The sequence below is a fragment of the Bradyrhizobium sp. CCGB01 genome, assembly GCF_024199795.1.
Classification (GTDB): Bacteria; Pseudomonadota; Alphaproteobacteria; order Rhizobiales; family Xanthobacteraceae; genus Bradyrhizobium.
The window spans coordinates 3,295,654-3,311,965 of the sequence record NZ_JANADK010000001.1 but is presented as its reverse complement, the minus strand read 5'-3'; the positions used below and the strand labels follow the sequence as shown (position 1 = coordinate 3,311,965).

At 65.6% G+C, this 16,312-nt stretch carries 17 protein-coding genes and 1 riboswitch; of the genes, 9 read left to right on the top strand and 8 right to left on the bottom strand.

The genetic code is table 11. The annotated features are described in order from the left end of the window. Positions 1-282 precede the first annotated feature (282 nt). Positions 283-491, top strand: a riboswitch (cobalamin riboswitch). Positions 492-687: 196 nt separating this feature from the next. Together NLM25_RS15125 and NLM25_RS15120 are read left to right on the top strand one after the other, a co-directional pair. Beyond that, on the top strand, positions 688-3,063 hold the full coding sequence (locus NLM25_RS15125; RefSeq protein WP_256570936.1) for a TonB-dependent receptor domain-containing protein: 2,376 nt from the start codon (positions 688-690) through the stop codon (positions 3,061-3,063). A 143-nt stretch (positions 3,064-3,206) separates the two neighbouring features. Then, on the top strand, positions 3,207-3,614 hold the full coding sequence (locus NLM25_RS15120) for a GFA family protein (RefSeq protein ID WP_254137462.1): 408 nt from the start codon (positions 3,207-3,209) through the stop codon (positions 3,612-3,614). A 134-nt stretch (positions 3,615-3,748) separates the two neighbouring features. On the opposite strand, the gene NLM25_RS15115 is transcribed toward NLM25_RS15120, so the two are convergent. The 3 genes from NLM25_RS15115 to NLM25_RS15105 all read right to left on the bottom strand — a co-directional run bounded on the left by NLM25_RS15115 (position 3,749) and on the right by NLM25_RS15105 (position 6,735). After that, a complete protein-coding gene (locus tag NLM25_RS15115; protein ID WP_254137461.1) occupies positions 3,749-4,918 on the bottom strand; it encodes an MFS transporter in 1,170 nt (389 codons plus the stop codon). Between the two features lie 81 nt (positions 4,919-4,999). Continuing rightward, complete coding sequence (locus NLM25_RS15110; protein WP_254137460.1) at positions 5,000-6,367, bottom strand: NAD(P)-binding domain-containing protein; 1,368 nt, start codon at positions 6,365-6,367, stop codon at positions 5,000-5,002. Between the two features lie 50 nt (positions 6,368-6,417). Continuing rightward, a complete protein-coding gene (locus NLM25_RS15105) occupies positions 6,418-6,735 on the bottom strand; it encodes a helix-turn-helix transcriptional regulator (RefSeq protein ID WP_254137459.1) in 318 nt (105 codons plus the stop codon). A gap of 133 nt (positions 6,736-6,868) precedes the next feature. On the opposite strand from NLM25_RS15105, the gene NLM25_RS15100 reads away from it, so the two are divergent. The 3 genes from NLM25_RS15100 (at position 6,869) to arsC (ending at position 8,397) form a co-directional block, all read left to right on the top strand. Further along, on the top strand, positions 6,869-7,231 hold the full coding sequence (locus NLM25_RS15100) for a helix-turn-helix transcriptional regulator (protein WP_254117704.1): 363 nt from the start codon (positions 6,869-6,871) through the stop codon (positions 7,229-7,231). A gap of 66 nt (positions 7,232-7,297) precedes the next feature. Then, entirely contained in the window at positions 7,298-7,999 is a 702-nt protein-coding gene (locus tag NLM25_RS15095; RefSeq protein ID WP_254141185.1) for an MIP/aquaporin family protein, read from the top strand. Then, positions 7,996-8,397 carry an arsenate reductase (glutaredoxin) gene (gene arsC / locus NLM25_RS15090; RefSeq protein ID WP_254137458.1) on the top strand — a complete coding sequence of 134 codons (402 nt, stop codon included), beginning with the start codon at positions 7,996-7,998 and terminating at the stop codon, positions 8,395-8,397. The genes NLM25_RS15095 and arsC overlap by 4 nt, the downstream gene beginning before the upstream one ends. Positions 8,398-8,410: 13 nt before the next feature. On the opposite strand, the gene NLM25_RS15085 is transcribed toward arsC, so the two are convergent. From NLM25_RS15085 to NLM25_RS15075, 3 genes are all read right to left on the bottom strand, one after another. Continuing rightward, complete coding sequence (locus tag NLM25_RS15085) at positions 8,411-9,400, bottom strand: tripartite tricarboxylate transporter substrate binding protein (protein WP_254117702.1); 990 nt, start codon at positions 9,398-9,400, stop codon at positions 8,411-8,413. A 73-nt stretch (positions 9,401-9,473) separates the two neighbouring features. After that, positions 9,474-10,379, bottom strand: a complete 906-nt coding sequence (locus NLM25_RS15080) for a VOC family protein (RefSeq protein WP_254117701.1) — start codon at positions 10,377-10,379, stop codon at positions 9,474-9,476. Between the two features lie 16 nt (positions 10,380-10,395). Then, positions 10,396-11,388: a zinc-dependent alcohol dehydrogenase family protein gene (locus NLM25_RS15075; protein ID WP_254137457.1), complete on the bottom strand. Its 993-nt coding sequence runs from the start codon at positions 11,386-11,388 to the stop codon at positions 10,396-10,398. A gap of 111 nt (positions 11,389-11,499) precedes the next feature. On the opposite strand from NLM25_RS15075, the gene NLM25_RS15070 reads away from it, so the two are divergent. From NLM25_RS15070 to NLM25_RS15060, 3 genes are all read left to right on the top strand, one after another. Next, positions 11,500-12,201 (top strand): FCD domain-containing protein, encoded by a 702-nt coding sequence (locus NLM25_RS15070; RefSeq protein WP_254141184.1) that lies wholly within the window; start codon positions 11,500-11,502, stop codon positions 12,199-12,201. Positions 12,202-12,295: 94 nt separating this feature from the next. Beyond that, positions 12,296-13,159 carry a fumarylacetoacetate hydrolase family protein gene (locus tag NLM25_RS15065; protein WP_254141183.1) on the top strand — a complete coding sequence of 288 codons (864 nt, stop codon included), beginning with the start codon at positions 12,296-12,298 and terminating at the stop codon, positions 13,157-13,159. Positions 13,160-13,167: 8 nt separating this feature from the next. Continuing rightward, positions 13,168-13,746, top strand: coding sequence for an amino acid synthesis family protein (locus NLM25_RS15060; RefSeq protein ID WP_254137456.1), 579 nt, complete (start codon positions 13,168-13,170; stop codon positions 13,744-13,746). 21 nt (positions 13,747-13,767) lie between these two features. Here the strand turns inward: NLM25_RS15060 and NLM25_RS15055 are convergent, their stop codons facing one another. Beyond that, positions 13,768-14,595, bottom strand: a complete 828-nt coding sequence (locus NLM25_RS15055) for an MBL fold metallo-hydrolase (protein ID WP_254137455.1) — start codon at positions 14,593-14,595, stop codon at positions 13,768-13,770. A 94-nt stretch (positions 14,596-14,689) separates the two neighbouring features. Between NLM25_RS15055 and NLM25_RS15050 the strand changes: the two genes are divergently transcribed. Continuing rightward, positions 14,690-15,547 carry a LysR family transcriptional regulator gene (locus tag NLM25_RS15050; protein WP_254137454.1) on the top strand — a complete coding sequence of 286 codons (858 nt, stop codon included), beginning with the start codon at positions 14,690-14,692 and terminating at the stop codon, positions 15,545-15,547. On the opposite strand, the gene NLM25_RS15045 is transcribed toward NLM25_RS15050, so the two are convergent. Then, on the bottom strand, positions 15,544-16,305 hold the full coding sequence (locus tag NLM25_RS15045) for a hypothetical protein (RefSeq protein WP_254137453.1): 762 nt from the start codon (positions 16,303-16,305) through the stop codon (positions 15,544-15,546). The genes NLM25_RS15050 and NLM25_RS15045 overlap by 4 nt on opposite strands. Positions 16,306-16,312 lie beyond the last annotated feature (7 nt).

Genomic DNA, 16,312 nt, shown 5'->3' with positions numbered 1-16,312 from the left:
ATTCAGACCTTTTGACGAAGAGTGGTCGCGTTCAACTATCTCGTCATCATTCAAATGAAGGCTGTCGAAGGCGAGTCCGGGGCCGCGGACAAGCGGAGGTAGACCGGTTGCGGCGCACAGGCGCCTTCCTGACAGCGACGGCTCACCCGCGTAGACCGGAAGTGGCCGGGCGCTGGAGCTGCGACCAGGCGACAGCTCGGGCAAAACAGCAACACAAGGCCACCATCGAAGCACCAGCCAGCCGAAGAGGCCCGGCGGATGTTGACGGGGTCATCGCCGGATGCCAGTTTCGTGATCGGTAGTGTCCGCAAGGACTACTTAAGGGAATGCGGTGCGTCCACGTCGGTGGGCAATTCCGCGGCTGCCCCCGCAACTGTAGGCGGATAGCCGACGACCAAACGAACCACTGGAGCCCCGCTTGGGCCTCTGGGAAGGCGGTCGAAGGCGATGACCCGCGAGCCAGGAAACCTGCTGCCAGCCATGAGTCACGCGCGAACGCATTGGGCGGGGTGCCCCGATGTCTTGAAGTAGCCGGTGCATCTGCCGCCTGGGGCGAAGGCAGATGACTAAGGCAACCGCGGTGACGGTCTGTTTGCGTCGCCGCAGAGCGTTGTTGTGCAAAATCTTCATTTCGATTCCGGCATTGCGCCGGCGTATTGGCGTGTCCGGATCGGCGTCTCGCAGGCCATGCCTGCCGTGCTCGCCCTGCTGCTCTCGACATCGCTGTCCTCCGTCGCGGTGGCGCAGGCCGCGGCCCGCGATAACGCCTCCCGCGAGATCGACCCGGTGACCGTCTCTCCGGCCACACCCAGGCCGGCTCCTGCTGTCAGCCCCGGCAATCAGAGGTCGCGGACCGCGCGCCGGGCCACGGGGCGCAATCGCGCCGCCTCAGCCGTCGCCGTTCCGGCACCCCAGTCTCCGAGCGATCAGGTGCAGACGCCGCTCAACACGGCTGTCGTCACCGAGGTCGGCTCCCGGCTAGGGATCACGGCACGGGAAACGCCGGCGACCGTCGAGGTCATCGACCAGCAGACCATGCGGCTCCTCGGCATCAGGACCACCACTGACGCGGCCAAGGCGGCGGTCGGCGTGACCGGCGGCGATGCGCCCGGCGCACCCGCCATCTTCTCGATGCGCGGCTTTTCCGGCGACCAGATTTCCACCCTCTACAACGGCATTTCGATCGGGCCGTCGACCATGACCGGCCGCCCCATGGACACCGCCAATCTGCAGCAGGTGGAGATCATCAAGGGGCCTGACTCGCTGATCGCCGGCCTTGGCGCGACCGGCGGCGCCGTCAACTACGTGACCAAGGCGCCGCACACCGGGAATGTCGTCAACGACGCGTTCGCGTCCTACGACTCCTTCAACGGCTATCGCGCCGGATACGGATCGGGCGGCAGCACGCTCGTCAACGGCCTCGACTACCGCTTCGACATCAGCCATTCCAACGACAAGAGCTTTATCGACGACACCTATGCGAAGCTCAGCAACGTCTCGGGACAGCTGAACTACCGCGTCAACGAGAGCCTGAAGATCTGGGGCGCGGCCGAATACAGACAGGACAAGGACCGTTTCTACTGGGGCACGCCGCTGGTGCCCGCGAATGCGCCGGGCATCGTGCCGACATCGGGCATCGTCTCGGGCCGGTGGACCAACTACTATCTCAACGGCCACACCGGGACGCTCAACCCCGTCACCGTGGACGCGCGCACGCTGACCACCACCTACAACGTGCTCGACAATCACAGCGGCGCCAGCGAGCTCTGGCTGCGCAGCGGCTTCCAGTGGGACATCACCAACAACATCTCGCTGCGGAGCCAGGTCTACGGCTACGACGCGCACCGGCACTGGTTCAACAACGAGATCAATTCGTTCGACGATTCCGGGCCGAACAACGTCTATCGCGAGCGGCTGGCGCTGGACCACGCGCAGCGGCTCTACGGCAACATCACCGACCTCACCGTCAATTCCAACTTCAGTGGGATGGACAACCGTTTCGTCGCCACCGTCATGGCGAGCAGCTCGCAGTTCAACGTCTCGCAGGACACGCTGTTCTTCTCGGACACGGTCGACCTGATCAATCCGGACCGCGGGCTTTACGGGCCACGCAGCGACGAGAAGATCTACACGCACCTCAACTCCGCCTCGCTCGCGTTCGAGGACCGGCTCAAGCTGACCTCGACCTTCGCACTGATCGGCGGCATCCGCTTCGAGGACATCGAGCTGTCGCGCACGCGCTTCTCGCCGGACGGCGTGTTGCGCACCGACCGCGGCTATCCGTTCTCGAAGACGTTCAACCCGGTCACCGGCCGGGTCGGCTATACCTGGGAGGTCACCCCGGGCGTCATGCTGTACAGCCAGTATGCAACGGCGGCGGACCCGACGGTCGCCAACATCTTCATCCTCGCGCCGCAGGTGCCGCTGCTGCTGACGACGTCGCGCACCTACGAGACCGGCGTGAAGCTGCAATCGGCCGACAAGCGCGCGGAGGCCACGTTCTCGGCCTTCGACATCGAGCGCAAGAACGTCTACGTCCCCGAAAGCGGCATCGTCTTCAACGTCGCGGGCAAGATCGCCTCCAAGGGGGTCGAGATCGCCGCGGCGGTCAACCCGGTCGGCGGCCTGAAGCTCTGGGGCAACGTCGCCTTCGTGCAGTCGCGCTTCATCGACTTCAACTATGTCGACGGCAATGGCGACTTCCAATCCTATTCGGGCAAGACGCCGCCCAACGTTCCGAACTTCGTCGCCAATGCGGGGGCGTCCTACCGCTTCGACACGAAACTGCCGGTGGAGATCGGCGGCCTCGTCCGTCACGTCGGCGACCGCTTCAACTTCCAGGACAATCTGGTCACGATGAACGCCTACACGATCTTTGACGCGTTCGCGTTCGTCGATATCCCAAAAGCTTATTTCCCGGGCGTCGATCGGACCCGGATCAGCTTTCGCGTGAAGAACCTCACGAACAAGCTCTACGCGGCATGGGGCGATCCCGGCTATACCGATCAGATCATCCTGGGCGCACCGCGCAGCTACGAGGTCGCGGCTTCATTCAGGTGGTGATGGACCGAATGCAATCACCACGACTGCGATGGCAGCAGTTGTCACGCGACAGTAGGACGCAATCGCACATCGATTACGCCGTTGAAGCAGCAAGTCTCGAGAGCTATCGATCCCCGAAACCGGCCTTCAATCGGGAGGAACGCATGAGCACCATCACCGGCGGTTGTCACTGTGGCGCAATCCGTTATCAGGTCGAGGGCGAGGCGATCGTGCATGCGCTGTGTCACTGCCGCGACTGTCGACTTCACGCCGGCGCGCCGGTCGTCGGCTGGACGATGTACGCGGATGATGCCGTCAAGGTGACGACGGGCGAGCCCAGGGTCTACAGCTCCTCCGAACACGGCCGGCGGCACTTTTGCGGCGATTGCGGAACCGGCCTGTTCTACGTCAATGCCAACATGCTCCCCGGGGTCATCGACGTCCAGAGCGCGACCTACGACGATCCCGATGCCGTACCGGCGACGATGCACATCCAGGTCGCCGAGCGTCTTCGCTGGATGGAACATGCGCACGAGCTGCCGGCGTTTGACCGCTATCCTCCGCAGCCGTAGCGGGGAGAGGTGACGCCGGCACGGCTTCGCGCCAGCTTTTCGCGTTGCCGTCGTCGCTCGAGCGGCACGCATGCCTCGGCATCGTGACCAAGGCTGCCTCGCCTGGCCACCCGACAAGCCATCTCTTGAGTTCCTCAGCTCCGTCGCCCGCTCCCGCGTGCCCAGAGCAGCGCCAAGGGCCCCAGCGCAATCCCGGCCGCAAGGACGATGAACGCCAGCAGCCAGCCGTTCGCGTGCTGCGGGCCGCCTGCCATGTCGAGCGCGGCGCCCGTGCCCCAGGCACCAACGGCCGACAGGCCAAAGCCGACGGTGGAGTGCAAGGCCAGAGTTGCGCCACGATGCTCGGGCACGGCCGCTGCGGACATGCCGGCAGTCAACGCGCCGGAATCGGCCGGCACGGTCAGGCCATAAAGGAGCAGAAGCAGTGCGAGCAGCCATGCCGGAGCCGTCGCATTGAGCCCGATGACCAGTGCAACGCAAGCCGATGCAATCATCACAACCGTGATCGCCCGATGTCGCCCGAATTTCAGCGCGGCTTCGTTGCCGAGGATACTGGCGGGCATCGAGATGACTGCGAAGCAGAAGCTCATCAGGACCGGCGTCATCCAGGACGGCGCCCCTTGATGCGCAACAACGAAGGTCCAGAACCCGACCAGCCAGGTGCGGATGCCATAGAGTTCGAAGCAATGGGCGCCGTAACCGAAGATGTAACCGAGCGCCTCGCGGTTGGCGAAAACGGGCGCGAAGTTGAGCAGACGCCCAGTCTTCGGCGCGGGCCGCCGCTCATGCATCAGAAGGCACGCGATGACCATTGCGATCGGCCCGAACCCCGTGACGAGGAATGCGCTTCGCCATCCCCATTTGTCGGCGATGATCTGTGCCACCAGGAACGAGAGGCCGACGCCGACCGAGAAGCTCGACGTGTACAGCGTGACGGCCCGCGAGGTGTCGCCTGAGGGAAGCCGGTCGGTCAGCGCCTTCAGGCCGGGCATGTAGGCGCCGGCAAATCCGAGGCCCGCCAGCGACCAGATCGCAGTCCCCGACCAGAACCCTTGCGCGAAGATGCCGAAAGCTGCGGTGGCGAGGCCACTGACGATCGAGCCCCAGAGCAGGACGAGGCGGGCATCGATCCGGTCGGTCAATGTCGTCAACACCGGCACCGCGAGCATGTAGCCGAACGCGTAACCGCTCGCCATCAAGCCGCCTTCGGCGGCGGAGAGGCCCCACGCCGGCATGAGATGCTGCGCCAGATTTGCGGACAACGTCACATGCGGCAGCAGATTGCCGACCTGGCCGATGCACATCACCGCAATCAGAGACCTGCCGCTCAGCTTATGAATTTTGTTCTCCCACCTGGAGGAGCGTCGATGTTGGCTGCACTTGCGTCATGAGCAACCGCATCCCGCAGCACCGGCCTTCTTCGCCGATTCATCGGCGGCGCAGCAAGCCGAGGCCTCCTCCTTTGCCGGACCGCCGCAGCATCCCGCTGCGGCCCCTGACTCGACGCCGCCGCGCGTGCAGACGCCGGTCTCCGGCAGATCGAGCTCGACCCGTGCCGCAGCCTCCCTGTCGCCCGCGATATCGGCGACGATGGAGCGGACCTGCTCGTATCCGGTCATCATCAGGAAGGTCGGCGCGCGGCCGTAGGATTTCATGCCGGCGAGATAGAAGCCCGGCTCGTCGTGCGCGAGCTCGCGCGCGCCGTGAGGGCGGACCGTCCCGCAGCTGTGCTCGTTGGGATCGATGAGCGGCGCAAGCGCGACCGGCGCCTCGATCGCCGGATCGAGCCGAAGCCGCAGCTCGGACAGGAACGAAAGATCGGGACGAAAGCCGGTCGAGACGACAAGCTCGTCGGCAACCACGCTCCGCGCACCGCAACAGGCGCCCGCCGAAATCCTGAGGCGGCCTTCGGTGTCCGAGACGTGAGTGACGCCGAAACCGGTCTCCACCTTGATCTTGCCGGCGGCCACGAGCGCGGCGAAGGCGGAGCCCAACTCGCCGCGGGCGGCAAGCTTGTCATTGCTGCCGCCGCCGAAGGCCTTCGCGGGATCGGCGCCGCGCAACAGCCAGATGGCTCGCGTGCCGGGCACCTCGCCGGCGAGCTGCACGAGATCGATCAGCGTGCCCACCGCGGAGTGACCGGCCCCGAGCACGGCGACGGTCTTGCCGGCATATCTGGCACGCTCGGCACCTCGCACATCGGGCATGCCATAGGCGATGCGGTCCGTGTGCTCGCGCTCGCCGATTGCGGGCAAGCCGTTGCCGCCGGCGGGGTTGGGAGAGAACCACGTGCCTGATGCGTCGATGACGGCATCGGCGCGCAGCACCTCGGGACCCCTGCCGTTCTGATAGCGGATTTCGAACGGCGCCCGCTCCCTGCCCTTCGTCTTTGCCTTGTCGAAGCCAGCGCGGCTGATGGCGGTGACGCGGCTGGACGTCCGGATCGTCTCGCGCAGCGGCGTGCGCGTGGCCAGCGGATCGAGGTAGCGCTCGAGCAGCTCACCGCCGGTCGGATAGGACTGTGGGTCAGGCGAATTCCAACCGGTCGGTGCGAGCAGACGCGTGGCAGCCTTGTCGACGTTGTACTGCCACGGCGAGAAGAGCTGGACGTGCTGCCATTGACGCATCGCGTGCCCGGCTTCGGGTCCGGCCTCGATCACGATGGGCGACATGCCGCGCTCGAGCACATGGGCGGCCGCTGCGAGACCGACAGGCCCCGCCCCGATAATGGCTACCGTCCTGTTGTCGCTCATTCGGCTTCTCCCGTCTTTCTAGAATCATCGAACAATTGAGGCCGAAGAGATCAGGCCGCGGTTTGAGCATCCTTGCATCCGACTTCGTCCGAACAACACTCTGCCGCCAGGAAGTCGACCAGGCCCCGCATCGCATCGAAGTTCGCATGACAAACCAGCGTGGTGGATTCCCGGACCTGACTGACGAGCCCGACCGAGACCAGGGTCTTGATGTGATGCGACAGCGTCGATGCCGGGATCTTCAGCTTGTCCTGCAGGCGGCCGACGGGCATGCCCGAGCGCCCTGCCCGGACCAAGGCGCGATAAATCTGGAGCCGGGTTTGATTACCCAGGGCTTCCAGACGTGCTGCTGCGTCGGCGATCTTCATGGGGGCATGGTGCAGCCTCTTCAACCCGAATGTCAAACCGTATTTCTAGTATATTCGAAATATGGGTGCAGCCGGCCGCACTTCTTCGGATTCCGGATTGACGCCCCCTCCATAATTCCATAAATCTGGATATATGGAAACCGAAGAGGCCGTCCTTGCGCTCGCCGCGCTGTCGCAGCCGACCCGTCTGGAGGCATTCCGGACGCTGGTGAGACACGAGCCTGATGGACTTGCAGCGGGCGATCTCGCGCGCCTGCTGGAAGTCCCCCAGAACACGCTCTCGGCGCATTTGTCGATTCTGAGCCGGGCGCGCCTCGTGTCCTCCGAGCGGCAGAGCCGCTCGATCATCTACCGCGCCAATCTCGGCGCATTCCGGGACGTTGCCGTTTTCCTGCTGCGCGATTGCTGCGGCGGACGGCCGGAAGTTTGCGAACCCGTCGTCGCGACGCTCCAATCCTGCTGCGCGCCAAAACGAAAGGAGCGAAGCCGTGCCTGACCAGATGCACGACCTGCCGTTCCCGTGTTCCGAGCGCGCGGCACCTCCGACGCCGAAGGCCGGCTGATGGACAATTTCGATCTTCCGCGCCGCCTCGCGGCCGAAGCGCTCGGCACGGGCATTCTCGTCGCCACGGTGGTCGGCTCCGGCATCATGGCGGAAACGCTGACCAGGGATGTCGCTCTTGCTCTGCTCTGCAACACCTTGCCGACAGGGGCCATTCTGGTCGTCCTGATCACGGTGCTCGGTCCGATCTCCGGCGCACATTTCAATCCGGCGGTCACCCTCGTCTTCACCGGCAAGCGCGAGCTGCCGGCGAACGAGGCCGCGCTCTACGTGGTCGCGCAGATCGCCGGCGGCATCGCGGGAACGATGGCGGCGCATCTGATGTTCGGACTGCCCCTGCTCGAGCCCTCGACGAAGGTTCGAACCGGAGGGCCGCAATGGTTCGCCGAAGCCGTCGCCGCGTTCGGGCTGGTCGCCACGATCCTGGCCGGCATCCGGTTTCAGCGGCCCGCCGTGCCCTGGCTGGTCGGCCTTTACATCACGGCGGCCTACTGGTCCACGGCCTCGACCTCGTTTGCCAATCCGGCGGTGGCGATCGCAAGATCCCTGACGAACACGTTCGCGGGCATTCGCCCCGTTGACCTGCCCGGATTCATCCTTGCGGAGCTCTGCGGCGCGTTTGCCGGCATGCTGTTGATGAACTGGCTGCTCGGTCGCCCCGAAATGCGGGGTCCCATCCCAATCGCGGAGACAATACGATGACCGTCACGATCTATCACAACCCCGCTTGCGGCACCTCGCGCAACACGCTCGCGATGATCCGGCAGAGCGGCACCGAGCCTGTCGTCATCGAGTACCTGAAGACGCCGCCGTCGCGAGAAAGACTGGTCGAGCTCGTCAAGGCGATGGGCATCTCCGTTCGCGCGCTGCTGCGTGAGAAAGGCACGCCCTACCGCGACCTCGGCCTCGATGACCCGAAATGGTCCGACGAGGAGCTGATCGATCAGATGCTCGGCCACCCCATCCTGATCAACCGTCCGATCGTCGTGACGCCGAAGGGCACGCGATTGTGCCGGCCCTCCGAAGCCGTCATCGATCTGCTGGATGATCCCGTCGGCCGGTTCGTGAAGGAGGACGGCGAGGTGGTTGAAGCGCGATAGGGCTCATTGGGGATCAGATCTTCGGGATTTTGGCGCGCTCAACGACGCCCGTCCATTTGGTGATCTCCGTCTCGATCAGCTTCTTCATCTCCTCTGGCGAGCTGCCGCGGACCTCGCCGCCGACGGCGGTCTCCAGGCGTTGCTTGAGGTCGGGGTCCCTGAGCACGTCGAGCGTCGCGGCATTGAGTGCGGCCATGATGGCGGGCGGCGTTCCCTTCGGGGCCAACAGGCCGGCCCAGGTGCGCACGTCATATCCCTTGATGCCGGCTTCCTGAACCGTCGGGACGTCGGGCAGCAATGCGGTGCGCGTCGGCGAGGTCACTGCCAGGCCGCGGATCGCGCCACTCTGGATCTGCGGGGCGAGCAGCACCGGAGTGCCGACGATGACCGGAACCTCGCCGCCGAGCAGTGCAGTGACGGACTGGGAATCGCCGCGATACGGCACGTGCACGATCTCGACGCCGGCGGTTGCGTTGAGCAGCTCGCCGGCAAGGTGATGCGTGCTGCCGAAACCGACCGATCCGAAGCTGAGCGCACCGGGCTTCTCTTTGGCCATGGCAATGAGCTCGGCCAGCGACTTCGCCGGATAATCGCTACGCACTGCAATGACGAGCGCGTAATAGACCAGTGTCGAGATCATCTCGAAGCTCTCGGCCGGCTGGTAGGCGAGGCTCTTGTAGGTGGCCGCGGAAATCGCGTGAGCACCGGTGACGAGCCCGATCGTGTAGCCGTCAGGCGCCGCTTTCGCGACCGCATCCGCCGCGATGTTGCCGCCGGCGCCCGGCTTGGCCTCGACGATGATCGGCTGCCCGAGCTTCTTCGAGAGCCCGTCGGCGATGATGCGGGACAGCGTATCGGCGGCGCCGCCGGCGGCAAATCCGTGCAGCAGCCGGATCGGGCGCGACGGGTAAGTGTCCGCCGACGCCGAGCCGTTTCCGAGAAAAACGCCAAGAAAACCGCCAAGCAGAAAAATGGCCGCAGCAATCCGCTTCATCCAGAGCATGGATGATCCTCCCTTTGATTGTCATGTCGTTGGCCGCAACGGGTGCGGCGGTCTTCAAGTCGTGACGCGCTGGCTAGCGGGCGAACTCCGTGCATTCCGGTGACGGCGCCATGCCCCAGACGTCGCGCGGCAGGCCGACCCAGACTTTTGGCCGCTGCGGTCGATCGCGATGCCAGGGACGCGGCTCGAAATAGCCGAGCTCTTCATCCGTCATGCGGTCGAGATCGTGGAACAGCTCGACCAGATGCCCGTCGGGATTGCGATGATAGATCGCGGTGTTGTGCCCGGGGCCGTGACGCACCGGTCCCCAGAGAACGGGGAGCTTGTGCCGCGCGAGATGGTCGCAGGCCTGGTGCATGTGGGCGGGGCCACGCAGCTCGAAAGCAAAGTGATGCAGGCCGCGATCGGGGGCGCGGGCGAAGTTCAGCGTGTGATGCTCGAAGCCGCTGCGCATGAAGACGAAGCGATCCTCGATCCAGTCGGAGACGCGCAGGCCCATGACATTGGCGTAGAACTCCGAGGCCGCACGCGGATCGGGCGTGCGAAGGGCGACATGGCCGAGCTTGACGACGGCGAGCGCGCCGATCCGCTCCTGCGCGGGCGTCGGCGTCCAGCCCTGGACCAGCTCGAAGCGTGTGCCTTCGGGATCGCTGAACGACAGCAGGCGGGGCACGCCAGGCAGGGCATCGCTCCGAAGCTCCGGCCGCAGATCCGCCTGCTTCAGCGCAGCGCCCAGCGCCTCGAGCTGGACGTCGGGGGATATTTCGAAGCCGATGCTCGTCAGCGCCGCCGCGCCGGGCTCGATCACGAGCGAAAGCTGCTCGCAATCGCTGGCGAGAAAGATGCGGTCTCCGTCGCGGCCGACGAGGCCGAGACCGATCACGCCGCGGTAATAGTCGAGCAGCCGCTCGGGATCGGGCGAGGCGAAGGTCGCGTGCCGCAGCCGGGTGAACCTTGCAATGGGTGCCTGTGTCGTCATCGTGCAGTCCATCCCCTCATGGCGTCATGATGATCTTGCCGAGCGCCGAGCCCTGCTCGAGCAGCGTGTGGGCCTGCCGGACCTCGTCGAGCTTCAGAACCGCCGAAATGGCCGGCTTGATCGCATTACGGCTCAACGCATCGATCACGCTCCGCATCAGGGCCCGGCGGCCGTCGCGGTCATGGTCGTAAATGTGGAAGGAGAAGCAGCGCACGGCCGGACAGATGTCGAGATGGTCGCGCATCGCCGCCATCAGATTTTCTTCTGGCAATCCGGCGAAAGCGTTGTACGACAGCAGCGTTCCCCATTTGCCGAGCGCGCCGAGATAGCCCGTGAACTCCGGCCCGCAGACATGATCGAGCACGAGGCCGAGGCCCTCGCCATCCGTCAGCTCGCGGGTCCGCGCCACGACGTCCTCGCGGCGGTAGAAGATGACGTGATCGGCGCCGTTCGCCTTCGCGAACTCCGCCTTCTCGTCGGTGGAGACCGTACCAATGACCTTCATCTGCGCGAGCTTTGCCAGCTGCACCAGCGCGGTGCCGACGCCGCCGGCAGCTCCAATCACCAGCACGCTCGCAGGCGCGCGCGGATGGCGGCACTCGTGCAGCAGAGCGTAAGCGACCTGATAGTTCGAGAGGCACACGGCGGCTTGCAGATCGACATTATCCGGCAGCGCGTGCACGGCATCCGCGGGCGCGACCACATAGTCGGCGTAACAGCCGCCGCGCTGCGACAGGTCGCGCGCGCTCAGCAGCACCTTCTGGCCAGCGGCAAAGCCCTCGACGCCGGGCCCGAGCGCGGTAATGCGTCCGGCGACGTCATTGCCGGGATTGGCCGGCAGCGGCGGCATCCATTTGTAGACGCCGCGCCGGATCAGCACGTCGGGCTGCCCCACCCCGAATGCCTCGGCCCGGATTTGCACCTGGCCGGGTCCGGGCACAGGCATCGGAAGCTCGACCAGTTCGAGCGCCTCCGGCCCACCCGGCTGACGCACCAACACCGCCCTCATGATTTCACTTGCCTCCCAACCCATATTTTCGAAAATCATATCCATTACGAAAATTATTGCAAGATGGTCGTTGGCGCGGCATCTTGAGGCATCGATTCAATGGCAGAAACCATGACCGACGGCGCCATTCGCCCCCGCAAGGAATTCGGCAAGACCATTGCCGCCGACATCACGCATCGGCTGCGCGAGGAGATCATTGCCTGCGGTCTGGTACCCGGCGAGCCCCTGCGGTTCGACGTGTTGCGCGAACGGTTCGGCGCAAGCTTCACGACGCTCCGCGAGGCACTGACGGCACTCGCCGCCGAAGGGCTGGTCGATGCGCAGGAGCAGCGCGGATTTCGTGTGGCGCCGGTCAGCCGCCAGGATCTGGCGGAAGTCACCGATGCCCGCGTCCTCATCGAAGTGGAATTGATCCGGCGCGCGATCGAGCGGGGCGACGACGACTGGGAAATCGCGGTCATCTCGACGCTGCACAGATTGAAGCGGATCGAGCAGCGCGATCCCGAACATCCGCTGCGCGATCCCGAGTGGAAGATCGCCCACCGCCAATTCCACCAGGCGCTGGTGTCCGCCTGTGGCTCGGCGACGCTTCTCGCCATTCGCGCCGAGCTGTTCGATCGCGCCGAGCGCTATCGGCACCTGTCGGCCAATTTCCGGCCGCGCCCGCGCGACAAGGCCGGCGAGCATCAGGCGATCATGCAGGCCGCCATCTCGCGCAATGCTGATCTCGCGGTGCAACTGATCGAGACGCATATCCGCTCGACCGCCGACAACGTGGCGAATTACGCCGGGCATTTGCTCGACGCCGAATAGGCCGATCCGGCTTTTTCGCGCGGCGGGCTTGCGTTCGCCGCTATTTTCGAAAATAATATACAAGATCGAAAATACGAACCCTTGGGGCGAAACCATGAAGCTGCTGTCGTTCTTGGACGGAAATCGGGAAAGCTGGGGCGCCGTTGTCGAAAACGGGGTTGTCGACCTGAGCCGCGCCCTGCCCCGGTATCCGACGCTCGCGGACTTCCTCGGCAGCGATGACTACGCCCGCCGCGAGTCCATCGTCGCCGGGCACAAGCCCGCTCTGGCGCTCAGCGACGTCAAATATCTGCCGGTGATCCCGCGCCCGGAAAAGATCGTCTGCGCCGTGCGCAATTATCTCGACCACCACAACGAGGCGGTGGCGTTCGGCATGAAGCGCGAGATCACGGAGTTTCCGCCGATCTTCCTCCGGGTCTGGCGCTCCCAGGTCGCGCACAACGCGCCGGTGGTCCGGCCGAAGGTCTCGGACAATTTCGATTGGGAGGGCGAGCTCGCCGTCGTCATCGGCAAGGGCGGCCGTCACATCAGCCAGGCCGACGCCTGGGATCACGTGGCGGGTTACTCGATCTACAACGACGTCAGCGTGCGCGACTGGCAGCGCCACGCCCAGCAGATCGCTTCCGGCAAGAACTTCGTCGGCACCGGCCCGTTCGGGCCCTGGCTGGTGACGCCGGACGAGATCGGCGATCCCACCAGGCTCAAGCTCGAGACGCGCGTCAACGGGGTGGTGGAGCAGTCCTCGGACACATCGATGCTGATCTTCTCGATCCCGCGGCTGATCGAATATTGCTCGACCATTTTCGACCTCGTCCCCGGCGATGTCATCGCCACCGGCACCCCGGCCGGCGTCGGCTTCACCCGCAAGCCGCCGGTCTTCCTCAAGCCCGGCGACGTGGTCGAGGTCGAGATCGAGAACATCGGCGTGCTGCGCAATCCCGTCATCGACGAAGCATAGAGCCGCGGATGTCATACGAGATCCGGAAGACTGCGCTCGGCGTCGAGACCATCTGGCACGAGCGCGGCCCCCGCCTGGAGAAGCCGCTTCTCGTTGGAACGGCTGTTGCGGTGGTCCGCAATCCCTTCGCGGGCCGCTTTGAACCCGACCTGATGCCGTTTCAGGCGTCCTTGCGTGAGCTTGGACGCGAGCTCGCAACGCGGCTGATCGCGCAGCTTGGGGGCGCATCGCACGTCGAAGCCTACGGCAAGGGCATCATCGTCGGCGAAGACGGCGAGCTCGAGCACGGCGCCGCCTGGCATGAAGCCGGCGGTCAGGGCATGCGCGAAGTCCTCGGTCAACCAAAGGCGATCGTCCCGGCGGCGAAGACCATCGGCGGGCCCGGCACGCGCCTGATGGTACCGCTCGGCCATATCCACGCCGCCTATGTCCGCAGCCATTTCGGCACCGCGGAGATGACGCTGTGGGATTCGCCACGGCGTGACGAGATCGCCTTCGGCCTCGTGATGGCGACCGGCGGCCGGCCGCACGCGCGCATCGGGGGCCTCAAGGCGTCCGAGATCTCCGTGCATGACGGGCAGCGTTGACGGACTGACAGGGGTGGCGCGTCAATGCGCGCCACACCGGCAGTTCTCGTAATCAACGGGATCGTGGCTGTTGACGATCGTCACGCGGTCGCCGTGGTTCAGCTTCAGCGCGCGCAGCCGCGCCTGGTTGGCGATGCGCTGGCTTCGGTCCATGTCGCCCTTGCGCTGAAAATAGCCGAGCATCAGCGGCATGCGCGGCGATGCTTCGAGCTGCGCATGATGGAAATAGCTGTCGCCGGCATGCAGCAGCCATTTGCCGCCTGACCGCACCGCGATGCCGCAATGGCCAAGCGTGTGACCGGCGAGCGGAATCATCAGGATGTCCCCTTCCCTGTCGCCGAGGGCGCGCACGCCCTTGAAGCCGAACCAGTCCTCGCCGGCTTCGCCATAAAACGTCCAGCTCGGGCCATGGCTCCACTGCCCGCCGACATAGCGCCCCGCGGGCGGCGCCGGCTTGCGCAGCACCGCCATGTCGTATTCGGCGCGATGGACGTGGATCGCGGCATGCGGGAAATCAGGCACGCCGCCGGCGTGATCGCGGTCGAGATGGGTCAGTAGCACGTGACGGACGTCGGCGGGTGAATAGCCGAGCGCCTTCACCTGCTCGACCGCCGTCTCCGCCGGATCGAGCCTTGGCGCGGTCTGCCGCAGCCATCGCCGGCCGAGCCGGCCAGGCGTGGCGATATCGCCAAGGCCGATGCCGGTGTCGACAAGAGCGAGCCCGTCATTCGTCTCCACCAGCAGGCAATGGCAGACCAGGCGTGCGCGCTGGAACAGGCTGCCGGTGCCGTTCACCAGCCGGCGCCCCATGGGGCACATCGTGCCGGTGTTGAGATGGTGGATCTTCATCGCGCGTCCCTGTCTGTTGTGAGCAGGGCGTTCTTGTCATCCCGCGATCCATAGGTAAAATATTAGATACCAATAGTATCTCTAGGTACATCCTATGGACATCCGCGAGCTTCGCTATTTCGCCGCCGTCTACCGCGCGCGCAATCTGACCGCCGCGGCGCGCGCCTGCTTCGTGTCGCAGCCGTCGATCTCGACCGCGATCACCAATCTGGAGGCCGAGCTCGGCACCACGCTGTTCATCAGGCACAAGAAGGGCGTCGCGCCCACCGCCTCGGCCGAGCAGTTTCACACCCTCGCCCGCCGCATCATCGACGAAGCCGATGCCGCGCGCAGCCTGTTCAGGAAGCCGAATACCAAGACCAATGTGACGCTCGGCCTGATGCGCACGCTCGACGTGCCCCGGACCATCGCGCTCTTGAAGCCGCTGACGGCACGCGCCGACATCGCGCTTCGCCTCGTCGGCAGCGACGAGCGCGCCGATGCGCGGATCATCTCGAAGACGATGGTGCGCAATGACGAGCATTTCGTCGCGCTGTGGAGCGAGCGTTATGTCGCCGCGCTGCCACCGTCGCATCCGCTGACGCTGAAGGAGAAGCTCCGCACCACCGACCTCGCCGGCGTGCCCCTGATCGACCGCTGCCATTGCGAGCAAAGCGAATTCTTCGGCCGCGCCGCGCAGCGACGCCAGACCGCGGCGATCGCGCAATCGGAGGACTGGGCGATGGCGCTGGTCGCCGCCGGCGTCGGCATCGCCATCGTCCCGGAAGGCGTGGCGCGCGGCAATCCTGATGTCGCGGTGCGCGAGATCGAGGTCAAGGTGAAGCGCGAGGTCGGCCTCGCCTATCGCGCATCAGTGCCGCTGGCGGATGCGCTGAAGGATTTTGTCGGGAAGCTGCAGAAGCAGCGGCGCAAGCCCGGGCCGACCAAGCGATCGCCCCGCGCGAAAACCTAGCCCTTCGAGATCACCGCGCGGCCGTAGGGCGGCTGCGCCTGGACCGGCGGATTGGCGGTCTGGGCGGCGAGCTCGCCGATCAGGCGGTCGGCATCGGCGGCCATGCCGTCGGGCGCCTGGATCACCAGACGTTCAAGCGCCCAGCGATAGGACGAGATGCGCTGCTCGAGGCATTGCTGCACCCACTGGATGATCAGCGAGTTCTCCTGCATGCGCGCGACCGCATCGTCCCTCTCCCTCGGCGAGAGCTCGGAGACGCGCGCCATGGTGGCATTGCGCTTCCTGTCGAGATCGATGACGCGGATTGCGGAGGCGAAGAATGGCTCGAAGCGCGTGGTGTCGTTGCGCACGTCCTCGATCAGCTGCGCATAGCGCGAGGAATGCGAGCGATGCGGCTCGTCGATCAGCGTGCGTCCATACATGGTGCGGTCGAACACGACCTTCTGCTGCCAGGGTGACGGCAGCGCCTTGTAGTCGCCGAACACGCTCTTCCATGCCGGCCGCGACAGCGGCGGCTCGATCATGGGATAGGCGAGGTCGCGAAGCTGGCGCTCCGCGTCGGTGAGCTGGAATTGGGATGCCCTCAGGCCGACACTGCCGGTGGCCTCGGCCCCGAGCCAGCGATGCATGTCGTCGCTGCGCATGCTCTCGCGGGTGCGGCCGAAATCGCCGCCGCTGCAGCCGGCGAGCATCGCGCCAGTGAGTGCAAGCACGACGGCCGTCACGACGGTGCGGATCTGGCGGATGGCTTCCGGCATTGCAAAA